The following is a 15,586-nucleotide window of genomic DNA, read 5'->3' as shown; positions in this document are numbered from 1 at the left end:
TCAAATAGTGATTTGCTCAGCCCCATCACACTGATATTTCCCCGCTTGATAACAGCTGGGTTGCCGTGGGCAGACGGCGCCGCGGGAGCAGATAAGCCGGGCATCATTTTTAATACCGCGTTCAATCCAGTTTATATTCAATATCTTAGCCACGCTGACGAGATCGCTTTTAATATGCTTGGGAATCGCGACTGAGCCGCCGCCAGAAACACAGGCGGCTTTTAAATCATGGGCGATAGAGAGTGCATCTTTGCCTTGGGCTTCAATGGCCGGATTCAAATCGATACCGGCACAGAGCACATGGGGGTTGCCCGCCGAGTCTTCGACCTTAATCGACTCGCAGCAGTAAATCCGTGGTTCATTGCCCACATTTAAAATCGAAATTTGCGCCGATGTTCCAACTGAAGGCTCGCTGATCATTCTAAACACCGCCCAGTGCTGGCAAGGGTCTTCCACCAGCCGCATATTGCCCCAAGGCAGGGGAATGCCATTACCACGGTAAACGGCTTTGAGTTTGCCCGGCGCATAGGCATCAAAATAATGCCAATGGGGATAAGGCGATACCACAGTCATGCGCCGCATGGCGACCGAGGCCGACACTTGCAGCTGTTTATGCACCTCAATTTCGTAACCGTGGCGGTCGAGTAATTGTCGATACGGCACCTTAGGGCATAACAAGGCTCCGGCAAAGAAGCTGGACTCAAAGTCGCGCCACGCATGCAAAATATCCTGCGCGTTCAGGGTATTAGACTGCATGGTCACTTCTTCATCCATCTCCAGTTTTCGGCCGGAGATCATCACACTCTTAAGCCCATCTTTGTTGTGCAATACGCAATGACCGATATGGGCGGCGAGATCGTACTTCAGCCGACTGGGGCGATTTTTAAGGACTTTATTGATGTAAATGGTGCTGGGCGGCTCGAAGAAAGAGGTCACTAACTGATGGGAGCTTACGCCACGCTCGTCGATCACTTCCTGGGGCGTACTATCTATCCATTTAATTTTTAAGCCTACGCCCTTGGCAATATCCAGCATCTCCTCGAGGGATAAGGGCATACGTTTTAACCCAACCTCTTCGGCGGCACGTTCAAGATCGGGGAAATGGTTTTGATGGTGCTCCTGATGGGCGCGGATTAATAAGTGGGCGAATTGTCGACCCGAAATCCCCGTCTGGGATAGCATTTCGGGGATGGCTATTTGCAAAATATCATTTGAAAACAAAAAGCTGGGTTCGAGCGCCATGCCGCTGATCCCACCACGGCGCCCCTTGTCCGGCGTAATGGCACTCTCCTCGGGCACGTCGTCTAAAAACCAGTCAACGTCCTTTTGAAATACAGTGGCGATCACGGCCAACATTTCGGCACTGGGCACGCGTTTGCCGCGTTCGATCATCGACAAATATGACACAGAGGGTGCACTACCCGCATCGACGCGGATGCAACGCGCCGATAAATCTTCCATGGTTAAATTGTTACGTTTCCGTAGGTTACGTATTTTTGTCCCAAGGAAGTGTGATTTTCTCATCAAGCTCTGGTCATTGCGCATTTTGTAAAATTCACATTGTAAAATTTTTATTGTGAAATTGTAGTCAAAAAAAGACTAGACTACAAATTAAGCAATCGAGGAAGAGTTATCCACCTAGCACTGCTTAACGATTAACGCTGTTGGACAAGCTAAAGTGAAATCAAGGCCCTAATTTTTAAATTGGAAAGTGTAGAGGAACTAGCGATGAATATGTCAATTATCAAGAGCAACCAGATCCAATCGAATCTTAACAGCTTCATCGCCGAAGAAGTGCTTGCCGTCGCCCAAGTGAACGTGGCCGAACATGAAAAACTTGCCCAGGCGAAGCAGTTCCTCGACCGTCATTTCCCGCTGGATGCGGGTTCGCACCAAGATGTGATCAGCTATGTGGTTTACTACCAACACCTGCTGGCATTTTTTGCCGACGGCAGCCACAGCGGATTACGCCAAACCAAGCAGTTTGTTGCCTTCAACGGCACTAAAGATGCGCCAAGCGCCATAGTGTTACAGGACCAAGGCTGCCATGTAGAGTTATGTTTCGACCGCACTGGCATGATAGGCGCGCGGGATTTAGCGAATCTGGAAGATGTGCAAATCGAAACCCCAATGGCACAAGCGACTGAGCCAAAGGACACTCGCAACGCCACATCGCGCCACTGGTTAAGCCTGTTACATGCGGGAATGCCAAGCGCCAACGATATTCAAGACAAATTGTTTACCGCTAAAGACGGTGGTGATTACAGCCTGCAAAGCATCGTTAATCTTTAATTTAATCCTACAGTTGGAGGAGATGAAACCATAGGTGAATCTCCTCAGCTTTCCTTTATGATCATTCCATCGGCCCAACAATCAGTAAAACTGACTCTCAAAATAAATTAAATTGATTTTATTGAAGATTAATTCCATCGCTATAATACCCGCTTTTATCAGCGTCTCAGTTCTAACCTCGTTGCCATATAAAACCGCGCTCCAGTAGTTAGAACCAAACACTCAGTCGCAAACCTAAGGCGTTATGAATTTTTCATCGATAGTCTCGCAACTTAAGCAACCCCATCGCCTTGTGTTTATCTGCGTTGCGCTACTGTGTCTCGCGCCTGTTATCTCATCCCCTATGGCACTTGTGCTTGGTTTTACCTTGGCCAGCCTAGGTTGGGTGCCAAACGACTGGAATATCGCCGCCCTCACCAAAAAATTACTGTCCTATTCGATTATCGGCTTAGGCTTTGGCATTAACTTCAACGCCGCGATTGAGGCCAGCAGCCACAATCTCGGGCTGATTGTTGGCTCGATTATTTTTACGCTGATCTTGGGCTTTATGGTGACTCGCGCTTTAAAGTTTGACCCGATCACAGGCCACTTAATCGCCTCAGGCACCGCTATTTGTGGCGGTAGCGCTATTGCCGCCGTATCGCCCGCCATTAATGCCAAACCAGACCAAACCGCCACCGCATTAGCCTGTGTATTTGTACTCAACTCGGTGGCTTTGTTTTTATTCCCCGCCCTCGGGCATTTACTCAATATGAGCCAATACGATTTTGGCGTGTGGAGTGCCATCGCGATTCACGACACTTCTTCAGTCGTCGGCGCGGCCTCTGCCTACGGTGATGAAGCACTTAAAACCGCCACAACCATTAAACTGGCGCGCGCACTGTGGATTATCCCTATCGCCCTTGTCAGTGCGCTGATCTTTGGCGGCGATAAACGTAAGCTTAACCTACCGTATTTTATCGGATTTTACTGTTTAGCCATCGCAATCGCCCATTGGTTACCGCAGTTTCAGCCGCTCTACGACAGGCTGTTTATGGTGTCGAAACGTACCTTGGTTCTGTGTCTGTTCTTGATTGGTGCGGGGATTACGGTGCAAAAAATGCGGGCAAGCGGCCCTAAGCCTTTGCTGCTGGGCGTGATCCTGTGGACGGCAATTGGGGTAACGTCTTTAGGTTATATTCTGTATTTTCAATAGATTGGATTTGAGTCTAACGACTCTGATTGACGCGCTAACGCGGGAAGCTCTATTCAGCGTTGGGTTTAATCCGCCAAGCCAACCCCAGTACGCCTAAAAAGGCGGAAAACTCAATCAGCGAGCGGAGTAACCCTGTGGTTTGCGTGGATGCAACCAAGGCAATCAGGGAAAACACGATAATCAGCCAGTTTTTCAATTGCATCTTCCTGCAAACTTAGGGGATGCTCATTATTGTTTAGAACTAAAAAGCCAGCCAATATCGATTTTCAATAACAAATAGCTATAAAAACTAAGCCTGAGAGTTTAGCTTAAGCGGCTTTATGGGCGCTATCGGACTCGTTTGCCGCCAGTTCTTGGTTATGTTCTTGAATAAAATCCTCCATAAACCAAGCACAAAAGGTGTGGCGACCATCTACGTCGGCCTTGCCATAAATGGTCGACGCCTGTTGGCGAACGGTTTTCTCTTTTGTCTGCCTCACTTCGGCAATTTCTTTAAAACTCAGCCCCTTAAGCAATAAAAACGCGACTTGCTGCTCGCTCTTGGTAAAACCCCAAGTATCAAACTGGTTTGATACGGCTTGGCTGTATTCCTGTCTGGCGGAGCGCATTTGGGTCGACATATTGTCGATTTTCTTATCGGCGTACTCGAGGCGTTTTGCTAAGGCTTTAACCTCGCGCGAGCGGCGCATTAAATCGTAACTTAGATAGATGGCACCGACGGCGGTGAGCACTAAGAGTATGGCTTCCTGCACTAAGTGCCATTGCGGAATGCCTAATTGAATGTCGGAACTAATGTCAAAAAGCTTAAAGCACATGATGAGTGCCAGCAGACCAATAATGACAATATCCTTCATCTAAAACTCCTAAATAAAAGTAAAATCAATCAATTACTTTATGGGACATATGTACCATAGGCGGATTTATGATACAGGTCCCCGACGACTTTCACCCGTCAATCCCTACACTGACAGCATTGTTTAATACCACAGAATCATCTCATGTCTGTCAGTTCGTCTTGTATCAAGTTATGTCTGTTGACCAGCTTAGTCGGCAGTAGTTTCCTGTGTCTTGCGGCGGAAGCCGAACTTTCCCAAGCCCTTTCGAGCAGCCAAGCTAGGTTGACTCATCTCACTTCGTCGAATACCCAATCGGCAAATTTATCCAGCTCGACCTGGCTCACTGGCCTGCCGAGCATTAGCTTAAGTCACCTCGGGAGTTTGGATAATAGTAACAGCTACGAGCAGGAACTCTCAGTCAATTTGCCATTTAAATCGCCCGCGCTACACAGCAGCGATAAGCAAATAAAACAACTAGCCGAGCAAATTCATCAACAACAAACAGCGCTGCAAGGCTTGTATCTCTCGGGATTATTGAGGCAGAGCTTGTGGGAATACCGCCAGAGCGAAGTCAAACTGTCGCAGCTTGAGCGCAAACAGCAGTTGCTCGATAAACTCCATCGCCAGCAAAAACAACTGACCGATGCGGGGGAACTGCCACTGGCCAACACTCTGCTACTGGAGCGGGAAAGTGTCGATATCGCCTTAAGCCGCGCCGACATTCTGCAGCAACAAGCCCAATCTTTAGCCCTGTATCAACAGCTGACGGGTCAAGACCGAATGCCGAGCGCGATAGAAGAAACTGACCGCCCGCTTGGCAAGGGCGCCGAGACCTTAGCCCAACATCCCCTATGGCAATTGCTAAAGCTGCAACAACAGCAACACCAGCTGCTGATCCAAACTCAGCAAGCGGGTGAGCGCGATCCTTGGACCGTCTCACTCACTGCAAAAAATACTGCGGATACAGGCGTGGATGATCAGCAGTTAGGCATAGCCGTGTCAGTGCCCTTAACCTTGGGCTCGGCGCTGTCCCAGAGCGATTTGTCCCAATGGCAACAAGCGAATACCGAGCAAAGTCTCAATCTTGACCGCAGCGCCCTCGAGCTTAAAAACCAATGGGATCAATTAGTCCGCCAGCAAACTAACCTCGTCGAGCAACAGCGCCTACTCACCCAAGCGCTCGCCCTCAGTCGCACCATTACCGAGGAACTCGCCAAGGTAAAAGATCAAGATCAGGTGAGTTATGAAGTCTGGCTACGCCGCTATATGGAGGCGCTCGACACCGAATCCCGCTTGGCGCTCAACCGCGTCAGTTTACAACAACTGCATTCCCAACAACTCCAAGCCTTAGGAATTTCATTATGATGGCCAAGTACGGCGCATGCCTTCTCTGTTTATCCACGAGTGTTGTAGGTTTGGCACAGGCCGAAAGCTTAGCCATCAGCGCCTTAGGTAATCTCGACCTCAGTTACACCCAACCCCAAAGAGTCGCCAGTTATGAGGGCAGCCCACTGCCGGCGCAGATTGAAATCCTCCCCGGCAATGATTACTGGATCAGCACGCCCGAGAATATCCAGCAGGTGCACTTTCTCGTCGGCCAAGGCCAGCGCGTCAGTAAAGGCCAAGCGATAGTTAAACTCACAGGGCCAGAAGTGTTCCACTACCTCGCCCAAGTCGAGGCCGCGGCTACCCTGTATCAACTCGCCAAGAGTCGTTATGAGCGCAACAAACCTTTGCTCGCCAATGGCAGCATAAGCGCCGAAAAATGGCGTGAGATCAGTCAGGACTATTTCACGACTCACCTCGAATACGAGCATATGCAGCACTTTATGGAGCGCGTCCACAGCACGGATGCGGCAACTGACTCCTTAGTGGTCGCCGCGCCCGTTGACGGTATCGTTAAACTCAATGCCATCAGCGGCCCTTATATGGCGGGGGATCAGCTATTTTCACTGGTGCCCAATAACAGCATCCGCGTCAAAGTCAATGTGCCGACGGGGCAGTCACATTCCTTGTCGGCCATCAACATTAATCAATGCCATATCGCGATTGAGTCACTGTCGGCGATTGCCGAAGGCGCCTTTGTTACGGCTTGGTCATCGGCGGTGCCGCAGGAATGTAACCTGTTGTTAGGCCAGCAAATGACAGTGGTTCCCGAGTATCAAAAGGCCGTGTATTTACTCCCCAAAAACAGTGTGTTTAGTTGGGAGCAAGACAGCCAAGTGTTCACTCGGTCCGATAGCCAGCTCAATGCGCTAACGGTCGATATTTTAGGCTCAACGCCGGAGCAATATATTGTCGCCAGCGATCAAGACTTGAGTCAGCTGCAAGTCCTATCCCAGTCGGTTGCCGCGGTGAAAGGCATCATGCTCGGTTTAGGAGGCGAATAAGATGCTCACCTCTGTGATCCGTTTTTCGCTCACTCAGCGACTTTTTGTGCTGATTGTGGCGCTGATCCTCATGTTGGCTGGCGCACGAGCTTGGTTTGCCATTCCCTTGGATGCCTTTCCGGATATTTCCCCAACCCAAGTGAAGATCATCCTCAAGGCTCCCGGCATGACGCCGGAGGAAATCGAGGCCCAGATTACCGTCCCGATTGAAACCGAGCTGCTCGGCATTCCGCAGCAATCGATTCTACGCTCGACCACTAAGTATGCCATTAGCGATATCACCCTCGATTTTGAAGAAGGCACGGATATCTATTGGGCGCGCCAACAGGTGAGCGAGCGCCTCTCGGCGGTCTGGGACAGTTTTCCCGAAGGCGTGAGTGGCGGTGTGGCGCCCATGAGCACGCCGCTCAGTGAAATCTTTATGTTTTCACTCGAAAACCCCAATCTTTCCCTGCTGGAGCGACGTCAATTACTCGAGTGGGAAATTCGGCCGCTGCTGCGCACAGTGCCGGGTGTTGCCGATGTGAATATCCTCGGCGGTTATGCAAAGAGTTTTAGTATCAGCCCCAATCCTGCGGCGATGGCGGCTGCGGGCGTGAGCTTTGCCGCGCTGCAACAGGCGATTGTGGAGAATAATCACAACGAAGGTGCTGGTAAGCTCACCATAGGTACAGACACCATCATAGTGCGCTCCGAGGGACGCATCGATGATATCGACGAGCTTAAACAGCTAGTGATCAAAGCCGATAATGCCAAGGTCTATCGCTTGCAGGATCTCGCCGATATCCAGATTGGCCACCTTGCGCGCTACGGCGCCGTGACAAAGGATGGTAACGAAACCGCCGAAGCCTTAATCATTGCCCTCAAGGACGCCAATACGGCACAAGTGGTTAACAACATTAAGGAAAAGCTGGCACAAATCAGCCTAACTCTCCCTGAAGGCAGCCAGATAAACACCTTTTACGACCGCGCTAACCTGATCAATACCGCTATTGAGACTATCTCCAATGCGCTATTCGAGGCCGTAGTGCTGGTCATCGTATTGCTGGCGCTGTTTTTAGGTAATGTGCGCGCCGCGTTAGTGGTGTCCCTGTCGCTACCGCTAGCCGCACTGTTCACCTTTTTGATGATGGATTACTTCAATCTCTCCGCTAACTTGATGAGTCTTGGAGGCCTCGTTATCGCTATCGGCATGTTGGTGGACTCCTCCGTGGTCGTGGTTGAAAACATGGTGAATTTAATCGCCACTAAACAGCGTTTGCCGCGTTTACACTTGATCTTTCGCGCCACCAAAGACGTAGCCATTCCCGTAGTATCGGGCACGGTTATCGTCATCATAGTGTTCTCGCCACTGCTCACCCTCAGTGGTTTAGAAGGCAAACTCTTTACCCCAGTCGCCATCACCATAGTGTTTGCCATGCTGTCGGCGCTGGTGTTATCGCTGACCGTGATCCCCGTGATTGCCTCGTATCTCGTTAACGAAAAGGCCGCGAAAGAACCTAAGGCCATCGAAAAGCTCAAGCATCTTTACCTTGGCAGCCTAAAGGCCTGCTTTGGTTGGCAAAAGCCTTTTATGCTCATCGCCTTTAGCTTGCTGATTGTCAGTCTCGGCCTGTTTAGTCTGGTGGGGAAAACCTTTATGCCGACCTTAGATGAGGGCGACATTATTCTCCAGTTAGAGAAATCCCCTTCGATTTCCCTCGACGCCTCCATCGCTATCGATAAACAGATCCAGCAAACCCTGCTAGGCCAAATCCCCGAAATCAAACAGATGGTGGCGCGCACCGGCGCCGATGAGATTGGTTTAGATCCCATGGGACTGAACGAAACCGATGTGTTTTTAGAACTGGCTCCACGCAGCGAATGGCGTTTTGCCACTAAAGAGCAGCTTATCGATGCCATCCGCACTGTGCTGCTTAAATATCCCGGCGTGAACTTTAACTTTACGCAACCGATACAGATGCGTGTCTCCGAAATGCTCACAGGCAGTATCGGGGATGTCGCGATTAAAGTATTCGGTAATGATATCGAGACCTTAGGCAAACTCACCGGAGAGATAGAGCAACTGGTCACCGCCACTCAGGGCAGCGTCGACGTTAAGATGGCAATGATTGAAGGCAGCCCCTTTATCAATCTCACCTTAGATAACGAGCTGGCCCGTGGGTTTGGGATGAGCACTATGGAATTTGCCCGTTACCTCAAGAGCCAACTCGAAGGCGTGGTCGTCACCGAGGTGCTGCAAGGGAAGAAGCGCACGCCTGTGCTTATCGCCAATAATCAAGCGCAGATCAGCAACATTAACGAACTGCAAAATCAGCTATTGGTGATGCCGGATCATTCCCTAAAACGCCTAAGCGATGTGGCCGTTTTGAGCTATAAACAGGGCCCAATCCTGATCGAGCGGGAACAGGGAAATCGCTTTTCGGTAATCACCACCAACGTTCAAGGGCGGGATATTGTGGGCTTTGTGGAAGAGCTTAACAGCAAAATCGCCAAGGAAATCAAACTACCAAGCGGCTATAGCGTCAGCTTCGGTGGCGAGTTTGAAAACCAGCAGCGCGCCACCAGCAATTTGTTGCTGGTGATCCCCATAGCTATCGCACTGATCACTTTGATTTTATTCACCACCTTTGGCTCGCTAGCAAAATCGGGATTAATCCTCGCTAACGTCCCGTTCGCTATGATGGGCGGTATCGTCAGCTTGTATCTCTCGGGGGAGTACCTCTCGGTGCCCGCTTCAGTAGGTTTTATCGCCCTGCTCGGTGTCGCGGTGCTTAACGGCGTAGTAATGGTCAGTTATTACGAACAAACCAAATACTTATTTGGCAGCCTCAGGGAGCGAGTCGAACAGGGTGCCGCGCGGCGACTCAGACCCATTCTGATGACGGCCACCACCGCCATGTTTGGTTTGATCCCCTTAGTGTTCGCCTCGGGCCCTGGTGCTGAAATCCAAAAACCCTTGGCCATTGTGGTGATCGGTGGCTTGCTCACATCGACCATTACGACCCTGTATTTACTGCCCATGTTGTATTTTTGGCTGGAGAAACGCCGATGAGCACCGAACAACTGCTAGTCCTGATCGCCCAAAACGATATCAAGGACGATATAGTCGACACTCTGATTGAGTTGGAGTTTTTATCCGGCTTTAGCTTGGGCAATATTTGCGGATTTAGCCGAGAGCACAGCCATTTTAATATCAAGGAACAGGTGGAAGGTTATCGGGAGTTTTGTAAGTTTGAGATTATGCACCCTGCAAGCCAGCAAAGCGCCCTGCTTGAAGCACTAGCAAAGGTCTGTAAACACAACCCTTGCCGTTATTGGATTATGCCCATCTATCAAAACGGCACGCTTTCCTAACGATAAAGGGCATACAGAACCTGCTGTATGCCCTTTGATTGACTACAGAATCGGGGTTGGACGACGCACTAAGTAACCACTAACGATGGAGAGGATGCAATAGGCGGTAAAGAAGTAGAATCCGCTCTCAAACTCCGCCTTGGTCTTTAGCATTTCACCCATGCCACCAGAGGCATTACCCGCCAAAAAGGTAATGATCAGAGCCACCACAAACACATCGGCCATCGACCATTTCGCCAGCGCAGACACTAGATGATGAATACGCCACTGCAGCGCAATCGAACTCACGGTTTGTTGTACCAACATTAGACTGAGTTTTACCGCAGGGATAATGATACTAAACAGCATCACCAGTCCTGCAACTAAGCCATTGCCAGTATTATATAATTCGGTGACTGTGCTCCAAATACTGCGGGTTTGCTGCAATACTTCTACCTCGCCCTTGAGGTTATTTAGCCCTAGCAGGCCACTAACCATATTCAACATGCCGCGGGCACTGTCGCGCCCCGAGTCTTCATCGAAACTTTGGGCAACCTGCTCAATCCCCTGTTCGGCTAATTTGGCCTTATTTATGCTGCCGTTAAGGCTCAAAATGGGCTGAGTTACGCCGGGAATTAACAACGCCAAAGACAGCAGAATAACGAGAATGGGAAGGAGAGATTGACGAACACTGTTCATAACTGAGCCCAAAGCAAACTTTCACCCAGTGTAAGGCTTTTGGCGCAGCGGGGGCAATGAATGGCACTTAAGATCTTGGTAGATATCAAGTGCAACTTGGGCAATCAATAAAAGGGTGATGGATCTATATCTAAGGAGCTTGGCGATACGCCTCGCTCAATGTGAAGGTCTGATTTAAGAAGGTCTACCATGGCGACTTCAGTGTAACGCTTTGCTTTTAGAGAATAAAAACACTTCACAATTGGATGTAATGCATCTCTATCCTTGGAGGTCCAAACAATACCAACTCGACCATCGGACAATTCGACTAAAGAGCCTACAGGATATACACCTATACAACGAATAAACTCATAAACCAGCTCTTGATCTAAGTGAAATGGCGTCAAGCTCAGTAAGATCTTAAAGGCGGCCGCAGGACTCATGGCCTCTTTGTAGCAACGCGTCGCGGTTAAGGCATCAAATATATCGACAATACAACTCATCCGACCGTGGCGAGGTATCTCATCTCCCTTTAATCCCCTTGGATAGCCCCGCCCATCTAATTTTTCATGGTGCATTAGACAGATATCTTTGCTTATTTGAGACAAACCTTTGGTTTCGTTCATTATTTCAAGTGCATATACTTGATGCAACTTCATATGCTCGAATTCTTCAGGCGTGAGCTTGCCCGGTTTATGCAGGACTTTATTGTCGACCTTAATCTTGCCAATATCATGCAAAATGCCGCCCACCGCCATTTCTCTTAACATAGCGCGGTCGAGTTTAAGGTATTTACCGAAAGTAACGAGCAGGAAGGCGACATTCACTGAGTGCTCTAACAGATAAGCATCTTTAGTGCGCAGTGCTGACATACACTTTAGGGCGTCTTCATCCAACAACACTGACTCAATCATGCTGTCAGCAAGTGCTTCAAAAGGAGCGACTTCAATCGCTTTACCCTCGAATGTTTCTGAGAGTACTTTGCGAATGAGATCCTTCGCTTCGGTCAAAATGACCTTCGCCTGCGCTTGTTGCTTCTCACGGGTCAGTAGGGATTTTTTAACTTCTGATAGGCTATCGTTGCTGGCTTTACGTTTAAAACCACAATGTTCAGCCGAACGCTCCGTATCGACCCAAACATATTTGATGCCACTCTTTGATAATTTTAGAATCGAGTCCTTGTGCTTGATTTGTCCAGCATTTGCAATTGCCAACCGGCCCTGATCATTTCTGTCAATTGCTGTGACAAACATTCCCAACGTCAATTTCGACACTGGCAATTTGATTAGGTCAACCGATTCTGCCGACTCACTCATACTAGCAACCCCAAGGCATAGAGAATATTACTGCTATCGACTACGTAACATGCCGCACTATTGGGCGCACGATGCCGTTGTTTACTTCCTGGAAGTATAGGACAGTATAACGCGCATTCTATGCTGAGGAAGATAAAAGCACCATATGCTTTGATGATTAGCATCAAAGAACAAGACAAAAACCTAGTAGAATCCTATGCCATTACTCAAGAGCGAGCTAATCGTCTAATAATATAGCACTTTTTAATATTACACATTCGAAGCTTGCCACCATCCAACGGCGATATTGGCAGTTATAGCAGGAATGAAGATCATCATCTATCTGCTCATCTTCATCATCTGGAGCAAAATGAGTGCACAACCGCGCCGCCCGCCTTGCTTCTGAATATTGCTGTAAACCCACCCGAAAAATCCAACGTTCAGTCTCATATTCAAACAGTTTGAGTAACTTTTGATCCATTCCCACCTCAATAGTCCTGCAAGGCTTGCTTGCCAGCATTACGCCACAGCTCACCGTCCTTCGCGACTAATAAAACAAATTGATGTTCAAGATAGACAGCTTTTACTTTGCCTTTGAGTTGGACTTTTTCGTCTGCGGCCAAGCGGTATTTATCGGTACTCATCACCGCATCCAAGCCGGTTTGTTCGAGGATATCGGCCACAGGTAGCTCAAGGGAAACCTCTTCAAGTTGACCGAGTTTGATTTGGCCCTTCACTCGCCCATCATTGCCCATTAACCGCAATCCAAGCCCAGCCAAAGCACCAATCACACCTTGACCAGTACCACCGTGCTCAGTCAGATGAATCTGTAACTGCTCAGCAAGCTGATAGGCGGCCGCTTTGGTAATGACTTCACGCTTGGCTCTGAGCCCAAAGTCTATCAGCGCGTTCACATCATAGTCGGAATCAACATCCAAAATTGCAATCCCAGGATCTGCCTTAGGTGCAGATTCAGCCACCAGATGCGCGACCGCCAGACGATAGATCTCGGCCTGTGATAACGGCGACTGCAACGCAAAACACATAGCGCTATTGTGGGAGGTGTAAGGAATATCAGGATGCACAAATAATTGGTGCCGCGTCACAAAGGAAGCCTTGCCACCCGAGTTTTGCGCGAGCAAATGTGCAATTTCCTCAGCTATCTCGCCTGTGCCTTTAGTGCCAATGTCGTCGGTATCATCGATACAAATAAGCCAATTTTTCATCGGTATTCCTAGCAGTTAAAACTTGTCACGGTGGAGGAGGTCATGGGCCTTAAGCCTATGCAGCACGGGAGGCACCAGCAGGGCACCTAAGGTGGCAAAAAATCCGCCCTTAAGCACGCTAGCACCCCATTGGATCAGTACAACATCGAGCGCCATGCCCGCCAGCGCATTGGTCAGAGCCACCTTGACCGCCCAGGCCATACAGCCAACAATGCCTAAAATCACGCAGCGCCAGTGCAGGCTTAAGGTGAGAGGTAGCAACAAGGCCACCAGATCCATCGCAATAGCAGGTAAGATAAACTTCAATAAAATCATTGGGCCGCCCTTACCAACACCGAGCGCCATCGCGACTAGCCCTGCAACACCACCACAGGCAATCATGCTGCCAAAACGCCCAAGTACGCCGTAGCAAATCAAATAGAAGAAACTCATCAAAAACATGCTATGGCCAGAAATCCCGAGCTTAAGCCTTAACATACTCGTCAATGCCACCAGCAAAGTGGCGCAAAAACCAATAAACAGCGAGTCCTGCAAACTCAGAGGAAGTTTTTTCTTCATTTTTTGTCTCTCGGTGAGTGCCAATGGGTGACACGCGTACGCTTGCCAAAGTGACGACTCTGGGCCGCAACCGCCATCTGGCGAGATAATTTAAGTAATTGGATTAATACAGGAAACAGCACGCAATACACTAGCTCAGGCCAATTTTTAGGATTTCGCAGCGCCTTAGGGGTAATATGCGCGCCTCGCAGACATTGGATCTGGTAAATCTCGCGCACTTCGTCCGCCATATAGGGCAGTAAACTCAAAGATGCGGCCACCACAAAGGCCCATTTGCTCGGCAAAAATGCACTTAATACTTCGCCAATGCGCTCGGGCGCCGCCGTGATACACAACCACCAGCCGGGGATAGTCGCTAAAATAATGCGTCCCACCACCACGGCGCCTTGGGCGAGGTGATCAACGCCATAGAGCAATAAATAAAGACTTAAAGTAATCGTCAGTTGAATCACACCGAGTTTAACCACGCCCATAATACTGCCCCGGCGCGCTAAGCCATGGAGCACTAGCAAGCCATTCACGGCCGCCAGCGGCAGCAATAAATCGGCGGGCAATACAAAAGCGCAGGCGGAAAGTACGCAGACGAAAAACAGCGACAGCGCGCATAGCGTAGTTTCTTGCTTCTCGCGACTCCAACGCCGGCGGGCACGTAGTCGCCATCGACGACAACTAACCCACATAGCGCTCCTCCATCAGAGTGTCTTCCGTCAACAACCCATTGTGTAAACTGAGTTGCCGAGACACGGCACTATGCACGACTACTCTGTGACTACTCATTAAAATGGCGCAACCTTGCGCACTGAGGCGCCTGAGCAGATACCATACTTTGCGATAGTACTCTTTATCCATGCCCGCGAGTGGATCATCGAGTAGCAACACCTTAGGTTGCAAGCAGGCTAATGATGCCAAGGCAATAAGATGCTGTTGACCGTAGGACAACTTATGAGGCGACTGTTCGGCCAGCGCACTCAATTCGAGATCGAGCAGCATTTGCTCGGCACGCTCTTTAGGCAGTTCGAAACGATTCAAACTAAACTGCATCTCGGCCAGCACGCTGGTTTCAAACAGTTGTCGACTCGGCCTTTGCAGCAATAACCCTAACTCGGCGCCGTACACACCGAGTTTAGGTTTACGGCCTAGCACCTTGAGTGGCAAACGCTGCTTTAAGTGCAGCATGCCCGCGATGGATTTTAAGAGGCTAGTTTTACCCGCACCATTATCCCCCACTAAGGTCACTATCTCGCCGGCGTGCAATTCAAACCCTTGTGGACAGCTAAACAAGGGCTGACAACCATCGAAGCAGAAATCAAACGCCTCGGCGCTCACCTGTACTTTGCCTAAGTGATGTGTACTTCCCCAAGCTCTCACTGGCGCTTCCTGCACGGTGGCATCGCTGACGGTATATATCCCCTCGGATAAACGGCCTGCCTCTAATTGCCAATAATGCTGGATAATCTCGGCAAAGGCCGCCGCATTATGTTCCACTAACACCAATGCCATGCCTTCGGTAATTAGATTACGTAATACCGCTAACAACTCACTCACGCCATGGTCATCGAGCTGCGCCCATGGCTCATCGAGCAAGAGTAAATGCGGCTCACACACCAACTGTGCGGCAATCATCAAACGGTATTTTTGACCGAGGGAAAGGGTGCTGACTGGGGTGTCGAGCCGTAAAAACAGCCCGACGCGTCGCAGCGCTAACTGCACTTTAGGTAACATATTCTCGGCGGGGATGCCGAGATTCTCTAAGGCGAAGGCGACTTCGGCGCCCACTGTT

The 15,586-nt window shown here is 49.7% G+C and carries 16 protein-coding genes; 6 read left to right on the top strand and 10 right to left on the bottom strand.

What is annotated here, in order from left to right; translation table 11 throughout:
• Entirely contained in the window at window positions 1–1,545 is a 1,545-nt protein-coding gene (locus L976_RS07180) for a DUF3612 domain-containing protein (protein ID WP_047535537.1), read from the bottom strand.
• A 183-nt stretch (window positions 1,546–1,728) separates the two neighbouring features.
• On the opposite strand from L976_RS07180, the gene L976_RS07175 reads away from it, so the two are divergent.
• Complete coding sequence (locus L976_RS07175; protein WP_037423939.1) at window positions 1,729–2,292, top strand: malate synthase; 564 nt, start codon at window positions 1,729–1,731, stop codon at window positions 2,290–2,292.
• Between the two features lie 244 nt (window positions 2,293–2,536).
• Window positions 2,537–3,487, top strand: a complete 951-nt coding sequence (locus tag L976_RS07170; RefSeq protein WP_047535535.1) for a YeiH family protein — start codon at window positions 2,537–2,539, stop codon at window positions 3,485–3,487.
• Between the two features lie 49 nt (window positions 3,488–3,536).
• On the opposite strand, the gene L976_RS23170 is transcribed toward L976_RS07170, so the two are convergent.
• Entirely contained in the window at window positions 3,537–3,683 is a 147-nt protein-coding gene (locus L976_RS23170; protein WP_086024028.1) for a hypothetical protein, read from the bottom strand.
• A gap of 112 nt (window positions 3,684–3,795) precedes the next feature.
• A complete protein-coding gene (locus L976_RS07165) occupies window positions 3,796–4,341 on the bottom strand; it encodes a helix-turn-helix transcriptional regulator (RefSeq protein ID WP_037428372.1) in 546 nt (181 codons plus the stop codon).
• Window positions 4,342–4,485: 144 nt separating this feature from the next.
• On the opposite strand from L976_RS07165, the gene L976_RS07160 reads away from it, so the two are divergent.
• The 4 genes from L976_RS07160 to L976_RS07145 are packed head-to-tail and all read left to right on the top strand — an operon-like array spanning window position 4,486 to window position 10,070.
• Window positions 4,486–5,688, top strand: coding sequence for a hypothetical protein (locus L976_RS07160; RefSeq protein ID WP_047535534.1), 1,203 nt, complete (start codon window positions 4,486–4,488; stop codon window positions 5,686–5,688).
• Window positions 5,685–6,713, top strand: a complete 1,029-nt coding sequence (locus L976_RS07155) for a membrane fusion-like protein (RefSeq protein WP_047535532.1) — start codon at window positions 5,685–5,687, stop codon at window positions 6,711–6,713. The genes L976_RS07160 and L976_RS07155 overlap by 4 nt, the downstream gene beginning before the upstream one ends.
• A 1-nt stretch (window position 6,714) precedes the next feature.
• Window positions 6,715–9,768: an efflux RND transporter permease subunit gene (locus L976_RS07150; RefSeq protein WP_047535530.1), complete on the top strand. Its 3,054-nt coding sequence runs from the start codon at window positions 6,715–6,717 to the stop codon at window positions 9,766–9,768.
• Window positions 9,765–10,070, top strand: a complete 306-nt coding sequence (locus tag L976_RS07145) for a DUF3240 family protein (RefSeq protein WP_011627657.1) — start codon at window positions 9,765–9,767, stop codon at window positions 10,068–10,070. Before L976_RS07150 ends, L976_RS07145 begins: the two co-directional genes overlap by 4 nt.
• Before the next feature lie 42 nt (window positions 10,071–10,112).
• Here the strand turns inward: L976_RS07145 and L976_RS07140 are convergent, their stop codons facing one another.
• The 7 genes from L976_RS07140 to L976_RS07110 all read right to left on the bottom strand — a co-directional run.
• On the bottom strand, window positions 10,113–10,748 hold the full coding sequence (locus L976_RS07140; RefSeq protein WP_047535527.1) for a paraquat-inducible protein A: 636 nt from the start codon (window positions 10,746–10,748) through the stop codon (window positions 10,113–10,115).
• Window positions 10,749–10,852: 104 nt separating this feature from the next.
• Window positions 10,853–12,043: an HD-GYP domain-containing protein gene (locus L976_RS07135; protein WP_037428357.1), complete on the bottom strand. Its 1,191-nt coding sequence runs from the start codon at window positions 12,041–12,043 to the stop codon at window positions 10,853–10,855.
• Window positions 12,044–12,260: 217 nt separating this feature from the next.
• Window positions 12,261–12,503 carry a hypothetical protein gene (locus tag L976_RS07130; protein ID WP_037423962.1) on the bottom strand — a complete coding sequence of 81 codons (243 nt, stop codon included), beginning with the start codon at window positions 12,501–12,503 and terminating at the stop codon, window positions 12,261–12,263.
• A gap of 7 nt (window positions 12,504–12,510) precedes the next feature.
• Window positions 12,511–13,248, bottom strand: coding sequence for a DNA-binding protein (locus tag L976_RS07125; RefSeq protein ID WP_037423964.1), 738 nt, complete (start codon window positions 13,246–13,248; stop codon window positions 12,511–12,513).
• Between the two features lie 15 nt (window positions 13,249–13,263).
• On the bottom strand, window positions 13,264–13,806 hold the full coding sequence (locus L976_RS07120) for a hypothetical protein (RefSeq protein WP_037428350.1): 543 nt from the start codon (window positions 13,804–13,806) through the stop codon (window positions 13,264–13,266).
• Window positions 13,803–14,486, bottom strand: coding sequence for an energy-coupling factor transporter transmembrane component T (locus tag L976_RS07115; protein ID WP_047535525.1), 684 nt, complete (start codon window positions 14,484–14,486; stop codon window positions 13,803–13,805). Before L976_RS07115 ends, L976_RS07120 begins: the two co-directional genes overlap by 4 nt.
• Window positions 14,476–15,586, bottom strand: a 1,111-nt coding sequence (locus L976_RS07110; protein WP_047540235.1) for an ATP-binding cassette domain-containing protein, incomplete at its 5' end; no start/stop codon positions are given. The genes L976_RS07110 and L976_RS07115, both read right to left, overlap by 11 nt.

The sequence above is a fragment of the Shewanella sp. ZOR0012 genome, assembly GCF_000798835.1.
GTDB lineage: Bacteria > Pseudomonadota > Gammaproteobacteria > Enterobacterales > Shewanellaceae > Shewanella > Shewanella xiamenensis.
Note: the sequence above shows the minus strand (reverse complement) of the source record. Positions and strands in the feature narration are given on the sequence as shown.

What these genes read in the sequence shown, in the direction of transcription:
- L976_RS07180 (WP_047535537.1), bottom strand. Translation starts at nt 1,545, where the DNA reads ATGCGCAATGACCAGAGCTTGATGAGAAAATCACACTTCCTTGGGACA.
- L976_RS07175 (WP_037423939.1), top strand. Translation starts at nt 1,729, where the DNA reads ATGAATATGTCAATTATCAAGAGCAACCAGATCCAATCGAATCTTAAC.
- L976_RS07170 (WP_047535535.1), top strand. Translation starts at nt 2,537, where the DNA reads ATGAATTTTTCATCGATAGTCTCGCAACTTAAGCAACCCCATCGCCTT.
- L976_RS07165 (WP_037428372.1), bottom strand. Translation starts at nt 4,341, where the DNA reads ATGAAGGATATTGTCATTATTGGTCTGCTGGCACTCATCATGTGCTTT.
- L976_RS07160 (WP_047535534.1), top strand. Translation starts at nt 4,486, where the DNA reads ATGTCTGTCAGTTCGTCTTGTATCAAGTTATGTCTGTTGACCAGCTTA.
- L976_RS07155 (WP_047535532.1), top strand. Translation starts at nt 5,685, where the DNA reads ATGATGGCCAAGTACGGCGCATGCCTTCTCTGTTTATCCACGAGTGTT.
- L976_RS07150 (WP_047535530.1), top strand. Translation starts at nt 6,715, where the DNA reads ATGCTCACCTCTGTGATCCGTTTTTCGCTCACTCAGCGACTTTTTGTG.
- L976_RS07145 (WP_011627657.1), top strand. Translation starts at nt 9,765, where the DNA reads ATGAGCACCGAACAACTGCTAGTCCTGATCGCCCAAAACGATATCAAG.
- L976_RS07140 (WP_047535527.1), bottom strand. Translation starts at nt 10,748, where the DNA reads ATGAACAGTGTTCGTCAATCTCTCCTTCCCATTCTCGTTATTCTGCTG.
- L976_RS07135 (WP_037428357.1), bottom strand. Translation starts at nt 12,043, where the DNA reads ATGAGTGAGTCGGCAGAATCGGTTGACCTAATCAAATTGCCAGTGTCG.
- L976_RS07130 (WP_037423962.1), bottom strand. Translation starts at nt 12,503, where the DNA reads ATGGATCAAAAGTTACTCAAACTGTTTGAATATGAGACTGAACGTTGG.
- L976_RS07125 (WP_037423964.1), bottom strand. Translation starts at nt 13,248, where the DNA reads ATGAAAAATTGGCTTATTTGTATCGATGATACCGACGACATTGGCACT.
- L976_RS07120 (WP_037428350.1), bottom strand. Translation starts at nt 13,806, where the DNA reads ATGAAGAAAAAACTTCCTCTGAGTTTGCAGGACTCGCTGTTTATTGGT.
- L976_RS07115 (WP_047535525.1), bottom strand. Translation starts at nt 14,486, where the DNA reads ATGTGGGTTAGTTGTCGTCGATGGCGACTACGTGCCCGCCGGCGTTGG.